This window comes from Nitrobacter vulgaris, assembly GCF_031453995.1.
Classification (GTDB): domain Bacteria; phylum Pseudomonadota; class Alphaproteobacteria; order Rhizobiales; family Xanthobacteraceae; genus Nitrobacter; species Nitrobacter vulgaris.
Map to the genome: position 1 here is coordinate 1 of NZ_JAVDPZ010000054.1, position 17785 is coordinate 17785.

Genomic DNA, 17785 nt, shown 5'->3' on the forward strand with positions numbered 1-17785 from the left:
CCACCCGATACGACAGGCGAACAGAACACTTCACAGGCTTCATCAAGCTCGCAGCAGCCATGATATGGATGCGATGAATGTCGATCGGTTCTAGTCGTTCTAAAGCGTGCGTCCCTTTTTGCGCGCGAACCGAGAAACCATGATCGCCATGGTTTCTGTTGTCTCTCGATTTTGCTCAGTCGAACCTTACATCTATCGGTGGCGACTAACCGGGAGTTCACAGCTTTGCATTATGCGGGTGGCGCGGGCGCATTGCGTTCTTGAAGGACGGCGCCTCGCAGGGAGCATTTCATGACCGGCTTCGATATTTTCGCGATTGTTTTCGTGGCGCTCGTGATCCTGACGCTGTTGGCCGGCGTCAAGACCGTGCCGCAGGGCTACGACTGGACCATCGAACGGTTCGGCAAGTACACGCGGACGCTCGATCCCGGTCTCAATCTCATTGTTCCCTATATCGACCGGGTCGGGCGCAAAATGAACATGATGGAGCAGGTGATCGACATTCCCAAGCAGGAGGTCATCACCAAGGACAACGCGACCGTCAGCGTGGACGGCGTCGCCTTCTACCAGGTGTTCGATGCCGCCAAGGCGAGCTACGAGGTCGCGAACCTCAACCAGGCCATCGTGACGCTGACAATGACCAATATCCGCTCGGTGATGGGTTCGATGGACCTTGACCAGGTGCTGTCGCATCGTGATGAGATCAACGAGCGGCTGCTTCGCGTCGTGGATGCCGCGGTATCTCCGTGGGGTCTGAAGGTCAACCGCATCGAGATCAAGGACATCGTGCCGCCTGCCGACCTCGTGCAGGCGATGGGCCGCCAGATGAAGGCCGAGCGGGAAAAACGCGCTGACATTCTTCAGGCTGAAGGCCAGCGCCAGTCGGCGATTCTCAAGGCCGAGGGGCAGAAGCAGTCGCAGATTCTCGAAGCCGAGGGCCGAAAGGAAGCCGCCTTCCGCGATGCTGAAGCACGCGAACGGTCGGCGGAAGCCGAGGCCAAGGCGACGCGCATGGTGAGCGAGGCGATCGCGAAGGGTGACGTAGCGTCACTCAACTATTTCATCGCTGATAAGTACATCAAGGCGTTCGGTCAGCTTGCAAACTCGCCCAACCAGAAAGTTGTGATGTTGCCGATGGAAGCCACCAGCATGCTGGCGTCCCTGGCCGGCATTGGCGAGATCGCCAGGGCCACCTTCGGCGAGAGTGCTGCGCCGGCTACGGCAACTGCACGGAGGGGGGCGGTGCCCAATGCGGGTGCGCCGGCCTCGGTCCCTTCGCAGGGATAGGATAAACCGGGCGAAGGAGAGCGTTTATGGGTGACATGTTCACGTCGCTGGGAACCTGGAACTGGTTGATCTTTGGCGTCGTTCTGATGGGCCTCGAACTGCTCGTGCCGGGCGTATTCCTGTTCTGGCTGGGACTGGCGGCATTTCTGGTGGGTGTGCTGTCGTTCCTGATTGATCCAACGTGGCAAACGCAGCTCTTGATGTTTGCCGTGTTCGCAGTCGCCGCGGTGCCGCTATGGCGTCGGGTGGCGCGCTCGGATTCGAGCGCCGGCGACAGCCCGTTCCTCAACAAGCGCGCTCATGCGCTGGTCGGGCGCGTGTTCACGCTGGAGAAGCCGATCGTAGATGGGACGGGCACGGTGCGGATCGACGATACGATCTGGCGGATCGAAGGACCGGACGCACCGGCCGGTAGCCGGGTGAAAATTGTGAAGGCGAACGGCGCGAGCCTGACAGTGGCTGCGGCATCGTAGCGCGCATCTGGCCGCCGCAGAGTACTAGGAAGATCCCGCGAGGGGTTCCTTCGCTTGATGATCAAGCCACGCCCGCGCGCAGTAGGTCGTGCAAATGCACGATGCCGACCGGCTTTTTCCCATCGGTTACGATCAGCGCCGTGATCTTCGACGAGTTGAGGATTTCGAGTGCCTCGCCCGCCAGGAGGTCGCGTCCGATCGTCTTCGGATGGGGCGTCATGACATCGTCGACGCGAGCAGTCATCAGGTCGGGTCCCATGTGACGGCGTAGGTCGCCGTCGGTGACGATCCCGACCAGGTGACTCTGGCCGTCAATGACGCCGACGCAGCCGAACCCCTTTGACGTCATCTCGACCAGAGCATCCGACATCTTTGTGCCGAGCGGTTTCAACGGCAGGGCGTCGCCACTGTGCATGAGGTCGCGGGTGTATTTCAACAGTGCGCCGAGCTTGCCGCCGGGATGCAGAACGCTGAAGTCGACCGAGGTGAAGCCCCGGCCCTCCAGTAACGCGATGGCGAGCCCATCGCCGAGCGCGAGTTGCATCAGCGAGGACGTCGTCGGCGCGAGGTTATGCGGACAGGCTTCGCGCGCCTTGGGCTGCACCAGCGCGACATCTGCGGCTTTGCCCAGTGTGGAGTCGCGCTCGGCGGTCATGGCGATCAGGGGAATGCGAAAACGTTTGGCATAGGTGATGAGATTCTTCATCTCCGGCTGCTCGCCCGACCAGGACAGCGCCATGATGACATCATCGGGAGTGATCATGCCAAGATCGCCATGACTGGCTTCCGCCGCATGGACGAAGAAGGCAGGCGTCCCGGTCGAGGCAAAAGTCGCAGCGATCTTGCGGCCAATGTGGCCGGACTTGCCGAGACCGGTGACGATCAGCCGTCCTTTGGCGTTGCGGATCAGGTCCGCTGCAGCAGCGAATGCGGGACCGAGATCGGATCTGAGCGCCGCGGCAAGCGCCGACACGCCGCCAGCCTCCGCCTCGAAGGTCCGCAATGCGGACTCGATTGCGGCGTTCGCCCGATCGGTCATGGCGGGTGTCACTGTGCGTGATTCAAATGAGGTCATGCTGGTTCCACGCTGAGACACGGAAGCAATGTTTGGTCCGATCGTTGTGCTTAGCACGCCTACTTGTGCGATGCGATGCAGCTTCGCATTCTCAACGGCCCGTTAACCATAATTGTTTTAACTCCATTAACGATAGCAAGCCCGCTTCAGGCGAGCTTTTTAAGTTTATGTTTTGTTTGGAGTTTTCGGGATCGTGTCTACCGGTCCAGCGACGGGCTTTTGCCAGCGCGCGCCGACCTGGCGTGCGGTTTTGGTTTGCCTCGCGCTCATCGTTCCGGGGTGCGCGACTGTTGAGGCCCAGACACTCACCGGCGATGCCGTTACTCCGCTTCGGGGCGGGCTTTTTCAAGCGCAGGAGCCTTCCTTGCGTCGGACCGGGGATGCCGGCGGCGATGTGGCGTTGGCGCCGTCAACAATGGCTCCCTCCCGCATCGGCAGAATTCCCACCTACGACATCCCCGCCGCGGCGGGTGCGGACGATACGGGCTATGATTCGCTCAATCGCCGGCGCAAGAAGCTGAAACTTTATCCCGGCACGCCGAAACCGAAGCAACCGCCGGGGCCGGGCAACTTTGTTCCCGTTCCGCCACCACCGCCGTTATCGATCCCGCCGTCATCGACCGCCAATACGACTCCGCTTGCCCCGGCGATGGCCGGGAAGGTCGAGGGGCAGCCCACGCGCCGCCGCCTGAAGCGCGATGACGATCCGTTCGGCCCCGTGGGCAATTACGTCGGCAGCTTTCTCGTGAAGTCGGCAGTCGAGCTTTGGGGTGGCTACAACACCAATCCCGGTCGCTTCAATAGGCCGGAGGGCTCGGCGTTCTATATGCTGTCGCCCGAATTCGTGGCTGCATCAAATTGGTCGCGACACTCCCTCCTTGTCGATTTTCGCGGATCGTTCACCGGATTTGGCAGAACTTTCCCGCCGGGGGCCGATAATCCACAGTCGATCGTGTCGGTGCCAACGAACGTGGATCGGCCGGACTTCATCGGCAGGGTCGATGGACGTCTCGACGTCAGGTACGATACCCGCATAAATTCGGAAGTGCGATTGCGGGTTAGCACCGACAATCCCGGCAGTCCCAACGTCCAGGCCGGTCTGATAAGGTATCCGATCTTTGTGACGACCGGGGGAACGGCCGGCATCGAACACGACTTCAACCGGCTGCAGGTTTCGCTGAACGGAATGGCAGACCGCACCATGTATCAGTACTCGCAATTGACGGACGGTACATCGACGTCCAACGATGACCGCAACTTCAATCAATACGGTGCCGTGGCGCGCGCGAGCTATGATCTATTGCCCGGCTTAAAGCCGTTCGGCGAAGTCGAGGCGGACACGCGAATCCGCGACACGCAATTCGATCGCAATGGCTTCCAGCGCGACTCCCGTGGCGGCTATGCCAAGATCGGGTCCAGCTTTGAATTGACACGTTTACTGATTGGCGAAGCCTCTATCGGCTATACCGCCCGGAACTATGCGGACCCGAGTCTCAGTCAGTTGACCGGCCTGCTCACCAGCGGGTCGCTGGTTTGGTTCGCGACGCCGCTGACCACGGCGAGGTTCACCACAGTGACCTTCGTCGATGAATCCATGGTGGCGGGTGTCTCCGGCGTACTGACACGCACCTACACTTTCGAGCTCAATCACGATTTCCGCCGCTGGCTGACCGCGATCGGCAGGTTCACCTATGGGACGCAAGAATATCAGGGGTCGACCCGTTCCGACCAAGTCTACTCGATTTCCGGCGAACTCATTTACAAGCTGAGCCGCGAGTACCAGATCAGGGCCCAGGTGCGCCGCGACCTGCTGGATTCGAATATTGTCGGCGCAAGTTCGGTGGCGACTGTGGTGATGCTCGGCGTCCGGTTGCAGCGCTAGAGCCTTTCACCGCTCAATGAGAAGCGGAAGGCTCCTGCATCTTGCTGCCCATCACACGAACTGCGACAATGCCCGGCGATGCTCGTGCATCATTAAGAACGCGCGGTAGCGCCGGTCGAAGAAATTGCGCGCCGCAGGAGCTGGCTGCACGGTTCGACCGATCCGGGTCATTGCCGCTGCGGCCGCCGTAACCGATGGATAAAGTCCACAGCCGGCTGCCGCGGCACATGCGGTTCCCAACAGCACGCCGTCTGGTTGTTCGGGCAGGGAAACCGCGACACCTGCGGCATCGGCGTAGAGCTGGACCAGCAGCGAGCTCGCAGCATGGCCTCCCGTCAGCCGGATATGGGCGATGTTATAGCCGGCGTCGTTCAGGGCATCGATGATGTGCCGTGTTCCCAGCGCGATGCCGACAGCGGTCGCGAAATAAAGCCGCGTTAACGACGTGGGTGAGGCGTCAAGGCGCAGTCCGTGGATCACGCCGACTGACTCCGGGTCGGCGAGCGGCGAGCGGTTGCCATGAAAGTCCGGCAGCACATGCAGATCCTCGACAAACGTGAATCCGCTTGCCGTCAGCGCTGCTTCGATTTGTGCTGCCATCACCGCATGTCGGTCCGCTCCAAGCGATCTGCCTTCGGCATGGAGGTCGAGAATGTGATCGAGCAACGAACCGGTGGCGGATTGACCACCTTCGTTCAGCCAGTAGCCCGGCAGCATCGCATCGTAATACGGACCCCATACTCCGGGAATTTGCCTCGGGTCGGGCGAGGCCGCCATGTGGCATGAGGATGTGCCGGCGATCATGGCGAGAGTCTTGTTGAGGCCGGGTGCGTCGAGGTTGCCAAGCATGCCGATACCGCCGGCATGGGCATCGATTGCGCCGACGCCGACAACACAGCCGCGGGGCAGGCCAAGCTGGTCGGCGCTTTCGGCGGTCAGTGGACCGGCACTTGTTCCGATCGGCAGCGTCGAGGCGGGAAGCGACGCTCTATCCTGCAAGTCATCGAGCCCGACTTGCGACAGGAAATCGCTTTGCCAGCCATGCCGCTCGTGGGAAAGATAAGTCCATTTGCATGTTACGGTGCAGGTGGAGACAGCGACCCGGCCCGTCGCCTTCCAGGTCAGGTAGTCGGTGAGGTCAAGCATAAGCCCGTAGCGGCGCCAGGCATTGGGACAATGTCGTTTCAGCCAAAGCAGCTTCGGAATTTCCATTTCCGGCGACATCACATTGCCGACGTGGTCAAGCACGCGATGGCGAGTGGCGGTGATCTCATCCGCTTCTGCCGCGGCCCGATGGTCGGCCCACATGATCACGTTCCAGCGATCATCGCCGGTGATGGAGGCCGTAACCGGCCGACCGCCGCGGTCTAGGGTGACGAGCGAGCAGGTGGCGTCGAAGGCGATGCCTTTGACATCTTCGGCAGCGATATGTCCGGCCGCAACGGCATCGCGTACCGCGTGGCAGACCGCTGCCCAGATCTCATCCGAACTATGCTCGGCATGATCGGTTTTGGGATGTGCGGTCGCAAACGGAGCTTCGGCGCGCGCCAGCAGGAGGCCGCCTGCGTCGAATACGCCTGCGCGCGCGCTATTCGATCCGACATCCACCGCGATTACAAGGTCAGGCATGCGGCACCTACAAAGGAAACGCTGCCGTCGTGTCAAGGAGTTATCGCGTCAAGGAAGTTAAGCGGACAAGCCTCAATTCGACCTCGCAAGCACGCACGCGATCATGCTTGCGGCTTTTAGAGATGAGCAGCCTATTTGATAACTTCACAGACCGTCAAATGGTCCGGTGGACGCAGGCTGCCAGTAGGTGCCGACACGAGTCTCCACCACGCATCCAGCGATTTCCGGTCGCAACGCAGTTTGACGGTCATGCCGCCGGCAAATGTGATCCAGTCCGCAAAATAGTGGCTCGGCACCGCGATTACGACCGGAATGTCGGCGTCGAGCGCGCGCTCGATCAGATGGGCAAGGCCTCCGCCTTTGCGCTCCTGCCGGCCGAATCGGTTGACGATGAGGATATCCCCGCCTTCGTCGAGAGTCCGTGCAATCCGTTCGCCCGCGTTTGTCAACCGTTCGATGTCCAGCCGGCACCTCGCCGGGTCATGCGCAAGATTCTGATGGAGCCGAAGCTGCTCGCCGGTCGGGATCAGCGTTGCTGACAGATCGGCATCAATGCGGTGGCGACCAAGCTGAACAATGCCCACCGCGAGGTGGCCGCTCTCGTTCAGATCGGAGGCAAATTCATGGAGGACATCATCGGGGTTCTCTCCCTCCGTATAGACCAGAGCGGCGAGGTCGCATTGGGCATCGAACATGATCCGTCCCTTTCTTACGTCGCAGCAGAGCTCGTCAACGATTACCCGGCGGGTCCGAGAGGCCTGCGATCACCTCTCGGGCCGCCTGCTCTTCTTCGTTGTATTTTTTAGTATATCACGTTAGGCGAAATCAGGCCAGAGCGCTGCAGGCGGGAAGCAGGGGAAATGAGCGCCGGATGCGGCCGGCCGGTGCGGTAAACGTGGGCCGCTCGGCGTTACGGCGCGGCCGGATCAACGAGCCTTGGCGTCCCTGTCTCGTTCCGTGCTTTTCTTCGGGTGCCGGATGTCGTTTCGCAGCGCCTCGAGTTCCTTGTGGACCGCGCTGGCGGCATCGCGTTCTATCTTGCGATAGCGAGCGACCAGGGCGACCCCGAAGGGGGTCAGGACCGCGCCGCCGCCGTTCTTGCCGCCGGTCTGCCGCGCGACCGCCGCCTGCCGGCAGATGCGATTTATTTCATCGACGAGATCCCACGCGCGCTTGTAGGACATGTCCATGGCACGTCCGGCGGCTGAAATTGAGCCGCAAGTATGGATGCTTTCGAGCAGTTGGATCTTGCCTGGTCCGATGCGGCCCTTTGGATCCAGATCGATTCGCAAACTCAGTGAGGGTAGTGATCTGTTGGATAAAGCCTGCATTTCACGCTCGGTATTTCACGATCGAAGATACGGAAGCCGAACTATACATCATTCGATGGTGAACGTCAGCTTTCCAATGAACCTATCCGCCGTCCTGACGCCCCGGAGCGTCTGCCGTCAGCCAGGTCGCGCACGAAAGCTTCGATGCGATCGAGGTCGCCAATATACAGGTCCCGTTGAGTGTTCGGAAGCGCGATTCCCTCCTTTCGGAAGCGCTTGAGAATCTCGAGTCTGACCTCGTTGGCGGCTCCTGCATCGATGCCGATATGCGCGACGTGAAAAAAGACCGCAAATTCCAGCGCGTCGGGACCGAATTTGTTGAGAATTGCAAATGGTTCAGGCGACTTCAGGGCGCGGGGGTGGTGCGCGACGATGTCGAGCAGGATTTCGACGACCTTGTCCGGGTTCGCGTCACAGGAGGTGCTGACCGTTACGGACAGGCGAGCCGAATAACTCCCATGCATCCAGTTGACGACCTGGCCGCTGATCAGTTCCGCGTTCGGCACGATCACCGAGACGTTATCATATGTGGCGATTTCGGTGGCGCGCACGTTGATGCGTTTCACGACGCCCATGCGGGTACCGACTTCGATGCGATCTCCGACCTTGATCGGGCGCTCCACAAGTAGAATCAGGCCGGAGACGAAGTTGTTGATGATGGATTGCAGTCCGAAGCCGATGCCGACTGACAGCGCGCCGGCCACGATAGCGACGTTCTGCAAGTTAAGTCCGACATACGACAGCGCGATCAGAGTCGCGAGAATGACCCCCGCATAGCCCGCGCCGGTGCCGATCGAACTGCGAACGCCGACATCGAGATTTGTTTCAGGAAGGAAACGCTCCTCCAGCCATCGCTTGAGCGCGCGCGTGGCCACGACGCCGACGGTGAGCACCGCAAGCGCGCCGAGAATCTGGGACGGCGAAATGGTGATGTTGCCGATTTGAAAGCTGAAGAACGCCGACGACATTGACGTGACGACGTCGTCAGAACGAATTCCCCACGTGGTGAGGATAATAAAGGCTGTAAGTCCGATTAGGGACAGTTGGACGAGGCCACCGAGCACCGCAGCGATCTGACGGACCGCGCCGCTCCCGAGGCCGGCGGTTTGCCGCAGAAAACGGCCGACCGCGCCGCTAAAAGCGAACGTCGTATTGATAAGAACCGCCGAGAACCGGCTCAGGAGGATGAAACTCATGAGCGCGACGATCATCACGACCATTTCGATCGTGATGAACCGGCCTAATGCGACATATCCCGCGAGGGGCCCGATAATGGCGGCCATGGCCATCATCCAGCCGATCGGAATCAGCAGGCGCCACGCGGATCTTTGGGCGGAGGAGGGTGCGGCGGATTCCTCCTCGGCTTCGGTGGCGGCCGCAACGCGCAGCGCGCCCATGAAGAGAAGCGCTTTCGTGATTGCAAGTATCGCCTGGCTTGCGATCGTAAGCTCGATTGGCGATGCGATCGCCAGACTGAGCGCGTCGAGAACGATGCCGACCGCGGTGACCATGGCGAGCAGCACCGAGTAGGAAATCAGGCCGTCGGCCGCGGCATTGTCCAGTTCGATCAGGCGCCATGATGGGCGGCCAGGTGCGAGGACCGCGCTGGTCAGCCGGATAAAAAAGAACCCGAAGGTGATACCCAGAAACAGGGCCCGAACGATCGGCGTCACGTCGCCGGGGAGAACCTCGAGCGTCAGAAGCGCCTGGTACAGCACAAACAGTGCGATGGCCGTAAGCGCCGTATCGGTGAACACGATCGCGGCCGCGGAACCCGTCTTCCGCATCGCGCTGGGATTGGCGATCTCGGGATCGCGCGTGGTCCATCTTGACCACCAGTGCCTGCCCGGTGACAGGAAGAATCCGAGCACGACGATGGCGGCGATAACAAAGCCGGATGCGGCGCGAAGCGGCTGTGACGATAGCACGCGCCCCCACTTGGAGAGCAGATCGACCAGGCGGCCGGCGGCAATCGGAGCTGCGTTCGCGGCCGTGAGCCAGAACTCGGGATTGACGAGGCTGGCGGAGCGCTGCAGCACGGATTCGTTGAATACCGCGCGCCGCCGATCGGAGATCGCGTCGATCGTTTGCTGGGCTCGCACGTTGATGAGCTTGGCCTGTTGAATGACGCCTTGCCTTGCGGCGATCTCAGCCAATAGTTTGGCCCGTTCGAGCTTCACGTCGTCGGGCTGTGGAGCGGCGGCTTCAGGGCTTGGCGCGAGTTCGGCGGCGCGTGCGCTTGCCGCCTCGAGGCGAGGCGTAATTCTCGATATCAGCTCGCGTGCTTCGCGCTGCGCCGTCGCGGATCGATCCCGAAGATCGTTCAACACGGTGTCGTGAATGACTCTGGCGCGCAGCGTCGCCTCGACCTGATCGAGCGTCTGCTTCCACTCGTCGAGTTTCGACTGCGCTCGCGGAAACTCCGGCGCCGGGACGGACGGCAGATCCTCTGCGGGAGCGGGAGGTGCAGCAGCCGGGCTCGCCGGTTTGCCATTCCCCGGTGCCGGCGCCGGCGCAGGTGTCGCGGCATGCAGAGGCATCCACGATAAAAAGATGATGAAGAAAATTGCCACGCGGATTGTCTTCATGCTCTTTACCTATCGAAACTGCAGAGGATTGACGATGCAGCATTCCAGAAAGGAATGGCGGAGCCGACCATAACGGTTTTCCGCTTCTGGTCCGGCCGTGCAATGCGCGTGAAGGCGCGCAAGTTTGCTTAAGCTACAATAGGCGGAATTCCGCCTATTGTATGTACGACGGTTCAGCCGCCGTTCGCTTGAAATAACCTGGCCTTCAGCGACTCGTAATGCTGACGACGTTGTTCGATGAGAGGGTCTAAGGACAACTCTCGGGCCACAGGCCAATTTGTCCCAGTCCTTTAATGGCGTTCGCTGTCGGCGCGGGGCGTATCATGTGTATTCCGTTGATGTAACTTGCATATTTCTTGAGTCACTCACCTCACGGTCTATCCAAAGTCCATGGTTCAGGGTGCCGCCTCGACAACAGCCGCAGATTCAGGGCCGCTCAAAGGGCTTCAGATGACCGTCGTTCACACCGAAACCGTCTGTCAAATCGCCGCGATCCTGGCTGTCGCAACCTCCCTGACCGCGCTGGCGAACCCGAGCTGTGCATTCTCCGCTGAAACGACAGTCCACAGGCGACGCATTCCGCCGCTGCAGCTCCGAATCCCGGACATCGGCCGGATCACCGCTTGCATGCTCAAAAACCGCGCCAGCCTTAGCTCGGGCTGTCGCATCGAGCTCGACAAAGGGCTCGTTGCAAAATCCCACAGGGTCGCCGCGCAGTAAACTGCCGGATTCGGCGGACGCCATCTGTAGTTGATCCTCCTCTTGCTCGCTTGTAGTTAGAAGGAGTGATCACGAAGCCCGTGCATGGGCGACGTCGCTCAGCCGAATTTCAGGGGATTGTCGAATGGCAGGTATCGATCCCGGCACGCCTGCAAATCCGGCAGGGTCTGATGCAGACGATCATGCCTATGCGGCTGTGATGGCGCGGGCGCGAGCGCTGGCGCCGGATCTGCGTGACCGGGCTGCCAGGACCGAGGAGTTGCGGCGCTTGCCGCCGGAGACGGAGGAGGAATTCCACGAGGCCGGATTGTTCAGAATCCTGCAGCCGAAGCGGGTCGGCGGCTCTGAATTCGACTATGTAGCGCTCGTCGACTGCGCCGAGGCGATTGCCATGGCCGACGCATCCGCGGCCTGGACGCTGGCCAACCTTGCGAGCCATCACTGGATGCTCGGCATGTTCGACAGCCGCGCGCAGGATGCCGTTTGGACCAAGGATGCGAGCGCGTTGATCGCGTCGTCCTTCGTGTTTCCTTCCGGCCGTGCCAGGAAAGTCGAGGGCGGCTACCGCCTGCAGGGCCACTGGCCGTTTTCATCCGGAGTGGATTGCTGTGCGTGGAACATGCTGGCGGGGATCGTTTTATCAGATGATGAAGCCGACGGCATTGAGTACAGGATTTTTCTGATTCCCCGCGAAGACTATCGGATCATCGACATGTGGAACGCCGCCGGCCTGAAGGGAACGGGCTCGAACGACGTTGCTGTCGACGATGTCTTCGTCAAAGGTTGGATGACGCTGTCGGTCGAGGACATCGCCGGTGGTCCGTCGCCCGGAAGTGCCGTCAATGCGAACCCGCTTTATGCCCTGCCGGTTTTTGCGCTGTTTCCGTTCGTGCTGTCCGGGGTGGCGCTTGGTAACGCCCAGGGCTGCCTCGAAGACTACATCGAGGTCGCACGGCACCGCGCAACCACCTATAGTCGCGCCATGCTAGGCGATCTTCAGTCCACACAGATCAAGATTGCCGAAGCATCTGCGAAGATCGACGCCGCTCGTCTGATCATGCGTTCGGTCTGCATCCGAGCGATGTCTGATGCGCGGCGCGGGCTTGTCCCCGACATGGTGGTAAAAACCGGATGGCGGCGCGATGGCGCTTATGCTGTGACTCTGTGCACCGAGGCGGTTTCGTTGCTGTTTGCGTCGAGCGGCGCGCGCGGGTTGTTCGCCGGCGCTCCGCTGCAGCGCCAGTTCCGCGATGCGAACGCGATCAATTCCCATATCGCATTTAACTTCGATGCTGCGGGCACGGATTACGGCCGGGTCGCCCTCGGGCTGCCGTCGCAGAATCTGACGTTGTGAGGCGTCTGATGGCCGACGGTCCTGAACTTCCCGATACGCCGGATCCGGCCCGTGAGCTGGCGAGTGGGGAGTCAGCTCTTGATCCGCGCGACTTCCGCAACGCGCTCGGGACCTATGCAACGGGAGTCACCATCATCACGGCTGCCGACGAAGAAGGAAAACCGCACGGGTTGACGTGCAACTCGTTCGCGTCAGTCTCGCTGAATCCGCCGCTGGTGCTTTGGAGTCTGGTGATCTATTCACGGAACATGAGGGTATTCCAGAATGCGAGCCACTTCGCGGTCAATGTTCTCGGAACTTCCCAGCATGGGCTTGCGGATAAATTTGCGCAGCCGTCAAGCCGCAAGTTCGAGGGGGCCGACTGGAAGCCAGGTCTCGGCGGCGCTCCGCTTCTGGCGGACAGCGTTGCGAACTTTGAATGCCGAACCGTCGATCGTTATTACGGGGGGGATCACGTCATCTTCCTCGGCGCCGTAGAAGCCTATAGCTACAACCGGGATGAAGCGCTGTTGTTTTCCCGCGGAAAGTATGGCCGCTTCGTCGGCGGATGATGGTTTGATTTATCCATCAACGTCTCAAGCCGGCATGGGATCACATGCCGCGACGTCAGAGGCGAAGACGATCGAAATTCGTTGCGGCAGCGATTCGGTTTCACTTCCCTCGTCCCTCGCGTGAATCCGCCGTGCGGATCTCACTTTTTCAATGCTGAAATATTTGAGAATGCGATGGCCGATTCGATTCTAGTCGTTGGAATACCCCTCGATTTCATTTTCTTTGCGTGTCTTCTTCTCGGCATTGCGGTGTTTCACCGTCATACGCTTCTTATAGCCTTGATCGGTCTTGCAGTGATCGTCGGTTACAAGATGGGTTTTACCGGATTCAAGTTTGGCACGGGAGTGGCCGGCCTTGTCAATCACATGACCCACGAGTGGGTCATGTTGGCCAACTTGTTCCTGTTGCTGATGGGATTTGCCATTCTGTCGCGGCACTTCGAGGAGAGCCGGATTCCCGATGAGATGCCAGCCGTGCTGCCCGATGACTGGAAAGGCGGCGTCGTCCTTCTCATCATAGTCTTCGTTCTGTCGAGCTTTCTCGACAACATCGCGGGTGCGCTGATCGGCGGCACGGTAGCGCGCCATGTCTTTCGGGAAAAGGTTCACATCAGCTATCTGGCCGCGATCGTCGCGGCCTCCAATGCCGGCGGCGCTGGGAGTGTGGTCGGCGACACGACAACGACGATGATGTGGATTGACGGCATCAGCCCGCTCAGTGTGCTGGAGGCATATATCGGGTCCATCGTGGCGCTCGCGATCTTTGCGATTCCGGCCGCAATGCGGCAACATCGCTTTTCGCCGGTGGTGAAAAATCCGCAGAGCGGTTTGCGCGTGGACGGCGCGAGAGTTGTCATCGTTGCAGTCATCCTCATCGCCGCGCTGGCGGCGAATGTGACCGCCAATCTGAAATTCCCGGTGTTGCTCGATACGCTTCCCGTGCTCGGGCTAGCTGTCTGGTCGGCGATTTTGCTGACAGCCTTTTTGCGCGCGCCGGATTGGAAGGTCATGCCCGAAACATTCAAGGGCACGATCTTTCTTCTGGCGCTGGTGACTGCCGCCTCCATGATGCCGGTCGAGAAGCTGCCGGCGGCGTCGTGGCAGACGGCGCTCGGTCTCGGCTTTGTTTCGTCGGTGTTCGACAACATCCCGCTTACCGCGCTTGCGCTCAAGCAGGGCGGCTATGATTGGGGGTTTCTCGCCTACGCTGTCGGCTTCGGCGGCTCGATGATCTGGTTTGGCTCCTCTGCAGGCGTGGCGCTGTCGAACATGTATCCCGAGGCGAAATCGGTTGGGCTATGGGTCAGGCACGGGTGGCCCATCGCGGTCGCGTACGTTGTCGGCTTTTTCGTGATGCTGGTCGTACTTGGCTGGAATCCCGACGCGCCCCATTGAAGATGCATCGGCTCACACCTGGTTAGGTTCGCGTCGCGATATCCATAGTCATCATGCCTCGAACTATACCGCGCGGCGGAAAGATTCGGCGAACAGGCGAGTTCCGCGTGGGGCAGGGATTTGACAGGACTGGCCCGCTTAACATCTGCTACCTTCCGGCTGTATGGCCGAGAGGTCGCGGGACGTTTCCCAATCTGTTGTCGGCAGGAGACATATGATGCGAAAGCTTTTGACGGTGCTGGCGGCGCTCGCAACTCTGAGCCTGACCAATTGCGGCTACAATGCTATCCAGTCGCAGGACGAGCAGATCAAGTCCGATTGGTCCGAAGTGGTCAATCAATACCAGCGTCGTGCCGACCTGATTCCGAACCTCGTCAATTCCGTGAAGGGTTTTGCGCAACAGGAGAAAGATGTTCTGCTTGGCGTCACCAACGCGCGCGCCAAGGTGGGTAGCATCCAGGCGACGCCAGACGTGCTCAACGATCCGGCTGCGTTCCAGAAATTCCAGGCCGCCCAGGGCGAGCTTTCCAGCGCGTTGTCGCGCCTTTTGGTCGTCACCGAGAATTATCCGCAGCTCAAGTCGGATGCGCTGTTCCGCGATCTGATGGGCCAGCTCGAGGGCACTGAGAATCGCATCACTGTGGCGCGCAATCGCTACATCAAGGCGGTGCAGGACTATAACGTGACCATTCGCTCGTTCCCCACCAACCTGACCGCCATGGCGTTAGGTTACAAAACGAAGCCGAATTTCACGGTCGATAACGAAAAGGACATCTCGACCGCGCCGAAGGTCGATTTCAATCCGGCGCCGGCCGCGCCGAAGTAGCCGGCGTAGCCGGTGGCGATGATGCGTACCCTGAAGGCAGCGCTGCTGACGCTGATGCTGTGTTGGGTCGGCGCAGCGTTCGCCGATGTGGCGGTGCCGCCTTTGACCGGCCGCGTGGTCGATCAGACCGCGACGCTGGGCAGCGATCAGAAGGCGTCGCTCGAACAAGATTTGAAAGCGTTCGAGGATCGCAAGGGTAGTCAGGTCGCGGTGCTGATCGTGCCGACGACCGAGCCGGAAACGATCGAGCAATATTCGATCCGCGTTGCCGAACAATGGAAGATCGGCCGCAAGAAAGTCGATGACGGCGCGATCCTCGTCGTCGCCAAGAACGACCGCAAGCTGCGGATCGAGGTGGGTTACGGCCTCGAAGGCGCGCTGACCGACCTTACCTCGAAGCGCATCATCGACGAAGAGATCGTGCCGAAGTTCCGGAACGGCGATTTTGCCGGCGGCATTTCGGCCGGCGTCGATCGCATGTTGCGCGTGATCGACGGCGAGCCGCTACCTGCGCCAAAGCCGCAGGGACAGTACGCGAACAATTTCAGCATCGAGGATATCTTCAATCCCTTTGTCATCGTCGGCGTTCTCGTCCTCGGTGGGATCTTTCGGAGTGTCTTCGGCCGGCTGTTCGGTTCGATGGCGGTCGGAGGAATCGTCGGTTTCCTGGCCTGGCTGTTCATCGGATCGCTCGTTGTCTCCGGCATTGCCGGTGGGCTTGCTTTCATCTTCACGCTGTTCGGCGATGCGATTGTTTCAAGCGCGGGCCGGGGCGGCGGCACCTGGGTCGGAGGCGGCAGGGGAGGCGGATCGTTCTCGGGCGGCGGCGGCTTTAGCGGCGGTGGCGGCGGCTTCGGCGGCGGCGGCGCATCGGGGAGCTGGTAGGCATGGGCATCGGACGCATCGGCAAGCATCTGCTCGGGAGCCGCTGGCGGGTGCGAAAGTATTTCCCGCCGGACGTGATGGCGGTCATCGAGCGGGCTATCCGCGCCGGAGAGGCGACCCATTCGGGTCAGGTGGTGTTCGCCGTTGAAGGCGCGCTCGATGGCATCCCTTTGTTTCGCGATCAGCCGGCGCCGGCGCGGGCGCTTGATGTGTTCGCGCATCTGCGAATTTGGGATACCGCGCACAACAACGGCATTCTGATCTATCTGCTGCTTGCCGACCGCGATGTCGAGATCGTTGCCGACCGCAGCATTCACGCCAGGGTCGGCGAAGCGGTGTGGAAGACCATCTGTGCCACGATGGAGGCTGAATTCAAGCAAGGTCGTTTCGAGGCGGGGGCCGTCACGGGCATCGAAGCCATCTCGCGACAACTTGCACACCATTTCCCAAAGCAGGGGACCGGCCCGAATGAGCTTCCTGACGCGCCGGTCGTGATCTGATTTGGCGTCGCCATTGCTCTCGCCCCGACGGCGGCCGGGACGCTTGCTGACTCAGTTAAGCCGTCTTGTCGGTCGGAAAAAATCCTAAAATTTCCGCAATGGTGCCGAAGGTAACGATTCCGCAAGCAATGAAGTTACCAGATGGTCAACCTGTCATGGAGGTTTTTAACGTGAGCGACCATTCGTCTGAGCGGACCACCGGTGAGCACGGTAACGAATTCAGCGGGACAGGGGACGAGTCATCGCGCGCCGAGCCTTCGAAACTCGCGTCCGTGCCGCCGCCCGACGACGCTAAGCCAGTAGCACCTCGGATCGAGCCCACGATTGAGACAGAAGCTCCGAGGACGGAAGTCTCTCGGGTCGAACGCGACGTTGAGATGGAAGCTCCGAAGGCCGACGCTCTGCGAGAAACCGGCAAGACAATGATCGTCGCGCCGTTCCACCGCGAGGCATGGGACCGCGCGGGCCACGATCAGAATTCAACGGCAGCCGGTGGCGCGCAGACATCGAGCCGGTTCGGCAAACGGCGTTTCAACGCTATTGCAGCGATAGCGGCAGTGGCCGCAATTATTGGCGCGATCGGCGGTTCGCTCGTGACATCCGGCCTCGGACACGGCACCGCGGATCAACAGTCGTCGGCGATTGCGGACCGTACCCAGGCATTGGAAGGCACGATCGAGTGGCTCGAATCCGAAATCGCCACGTTAAAAACAGGTATCGATCGTTCGACCAAGGGCGATGTCGGCCAGTTCGCCAAGGTCAACGATCGTCTGGGCAAGATTGAGAAGGCGCATGCTGACTCGGCGGCCAGATTGACGAAACTCCAGGAGGCGCTGGACAAGCAGCATTCGGCCACAGCGCCGGCAGCACCGGCTGCGCCTGCAACCACCGCCGCAGCGAACGTGACAGGCTCGATTCCGGCTGCCGAGCCGGTGCCGCTACCGGCGCCCAAGCCGAGCATCGCGCGTTTGCCCGCAGTCCAGGGCTGGGTCTTGCACGACGTCATGGATGGCAATGCTTTGATAGAAGGCCGGAGCGGCGTCTACGAGGTTCACACCGGCGATCCGGTGCCGGGGCTCGGCCGTGTCGATGCGATCCGCAAGCAGGACGGTCGCTGGGTTGTCGTAACCAGCAGAGGTCTGATCGTAGCGCGCTGACGCGGTCTCCACGCCTAGCACTACTTTGGCAGATTTATAGATGGATCGTCTCAACAGGATTCTCGAATCACGTTTTCAATGATTCATGGGTGGTCGGCTTTTTGGAGAGCTGACCATGGTTGAGACGACGTC

16 protein-coding genes are annotated in these 17785 nt (G+C 60.7%); 11 read left to right on the forward strand and 5 right to left on the reverse strand.

The window, feature by feature from the left end:
* The first annotated feature begins 291 nt into the window (after window positions 1-291).
* A complete protein-coding gene (locus tag GGQ85_RS19380; RefSeq protein ID WP_309775898.1) occupies window positions 292-1287 on the forward strand; it encodes an SPFH domain-containing protein in 996 nt (331 codons plus the stop codon).
* A gap of 26 nt (window positions 1288-1313) precedes the next feature.
* A complete protein-coding gene (locus GGQ85_RS19385) occupies window positions 1314-1760 on the forward strand; it encodes an NfeD family protein (protein ID WP_079447757.1) in 447 nt (148 codons plus the stop codon).
* Window positions 1761-1821: 61 nt separating this feature from the next.
* On the opposite strand, the gene GGQ85_RS19390 is transcribed toward GGQ85_RS19385, so the two are convergent.
* Window positions 1822-2835 (reverse strand): KpsF/GutQ family sugar-phosphate isomerase, encoded by a 1014-nt coding sequence (locus tag GGQ85_RS19390; RefSeq protein ID WP_079447756.1) that lies wholly within the window; start codon window positions 2833-2835, stop codon window positions 1822-1824.
* A gap of 193 nt (window positions 2836-3028) precedes the next feature.
* Between GGQ85_RS19390 and GGQ85_RS19395 the strand changes: the two genes are divergently transcribed.
* Window positions 3029-4717 carry an outer membrane beta-barrel protein gene (locus GGQ85_RS19395; RefSeq protein ID WP_309775899.1) on the forward strand — a complete coding sequence of 563 codons (1689 nt, stop codon included), beginning with the start codon at window positions 3029-3031 and terminating at the stop codon, window positions 4715-4717.
* Window positions 4718-4768: 51 nt separating this feature from the next.
* On the opposite strand, the gene GGQ85_RS19400 is transcribed toward GGQ85_RS19395, so the two are convergent.
* The 4 genes from GGQ85_RS19400 to GGQ85_RS19415 form a co-directional block, all read right to left on the reverse strand.
* Window positions 4769-6346: an FGGY-family carbohydrate kinase gene (locus GGQ85_RS19400; RefSeq protein ID WP_309775900.1), complete on the reverse strand. Its 1578-nt coding sequence runs from the start codon at window positions 6344-6346 to the stop codon at window positions 4769-4771.
* Between the two features lie 131 nt (window positions 6347-6477).
* Window positions 6478-7041 (reverse strand): DUF2478 domain-containing protein, encoded by a 564-nt coding sequence (locus tag GGQ85_RS19405; protein ID WP_079447754.1) that lies wholly within the window; start codon window positions 7039-7041, stop codon window positions 6478-6480.
* A gap of 231 nt (window positions 7042-7272) precedes the next feature.
* The gene (locus GGQ85_RS19410) at window positions 7273-7677 is read right to left on the reverse strand and encodes a winged helix-turn-helix domain-containing protein (protein WP_079447753.1); all 405 of its coding nucleotides are present in this window, start codon (window positions 7675-7677) and stop codon (window positions 7273-7275) included.
* Window positions 7678-7742: 65 nt separating this feature from the next.
* Window positions 7743-10265, reverse strand: a complete 2523-nt coding sequence (locus tag GGQ85_RS19415; RefSeq protein WP_309775901.1) for a DUF3772 domain-containing protein — start codon at window positions 10263-10265, stop codon at window positions 7743-7745.
* A gap of 450 nt (window positions 10266-10715) precedes the next feature.
* On the opposite strand from GGQ85_RS19415, the gene GGQ85_RS19420 reads away from it, so the two are divergent.
* The 8 genes from GGQ85_RS19420 to GGQ85_RS19455 all read left to right on the forward strand — a co-directional run bounded on the left by GGQ85_RS19420 (window position 10716) and on the right by GGQ85_RS19455 (window position 17653).
* Complete coding sequence (locus tag GGQ85_RS19420) at window positions 10716-10985, forward strand: hypothetical protein (RefSeq protein ID WP_309775902.1); 270 nt, start codon at window positions 10716-10718, stop codon at window positions 10983-10985.
* A 124-nt stretch (window positions 10986-11109) separates the two neighbouring features.
* Window positions 11110-12339 (forward strand): acyl-CoA dehydrogenase family protein, encoded by a 1230-nt coding sequence (locus tag GGQ85_RS19425; RefSeq protein ID WP_309775903.1) that lies wholly within the window; start codon window positions 11110-11112, stop codon window positions 12337-12339.
* Window positions 12340-12347: 8 nt separating this feature from the next.
* Window positions 12348-12890, forward strand: a complete 543-nt coding sequence (locus GGQ85_RS19430; RefSeq protein ID WP_309775904.1) for a flavin reductase family protein — start codon at window positions 12348-12350, stop codon at window positions 12888-12890.
* 174 nt (window positions 12891-13064) lie between these two features.
* Window positions 13065-14285 carry a citrate transporter gene (locus GGQ85_RS19435; RefSeq protein WP_309775905.1) on the forward strand — a complete coding sequence of 407 codons (1221 nt, stop codon included), beginning with the start codon at window positions 13065-13067 and terminating at the stop codon, window positions 14283-14285.
* Window positions 14286-14502: 217 nt separating this feature from the next.
* Entirely contained in the window at window positions 14503-15111 is a 609-nt protein-coding gene (locus GGQ85_RS19440; protein WP_309775906.1) for a LemA family protein, read from the forward strand.
* A 21-nt stretch (window positions 15112-15132) separates the two neighbouring features.
* Window positions 15133-15996 carry a TPM domain-containing protein gene (locus GGQ85_RS19445; RefSeq protein WP_309775907.1) on the forward strand — a complete coding sequence of 288 codons (864 nt, stop codon included), beginning with the start codon at window positions 15133-15135 and terminating at the stop codon, window positions 15994-15996.
* Between the two features lie 2 nt (window positions 15997-15998).
* Entirely contained in the window at window positions 15999-16496 is a 498-nt protein-coding gene (locus GGQ85_RS19450) for a TPM domain-containing protein (protein ID WP_309775908.1), read from the forward strand.
* A 170-nt stretch (window positions 16497-16666) separates the two neighbouring features.
* Window positions 16667-17653 (forward strand): hypothetical protein, encoded by a 987-nt coding sequence (locus GGQ85_RS19455; protein WP_309775909.1) that lies wholly within the window; start codon window positions 16667-16669, stop codon window positions 17651-17653.
* Window positions 17654-17785: the final 132 nt, after the last annotated feature.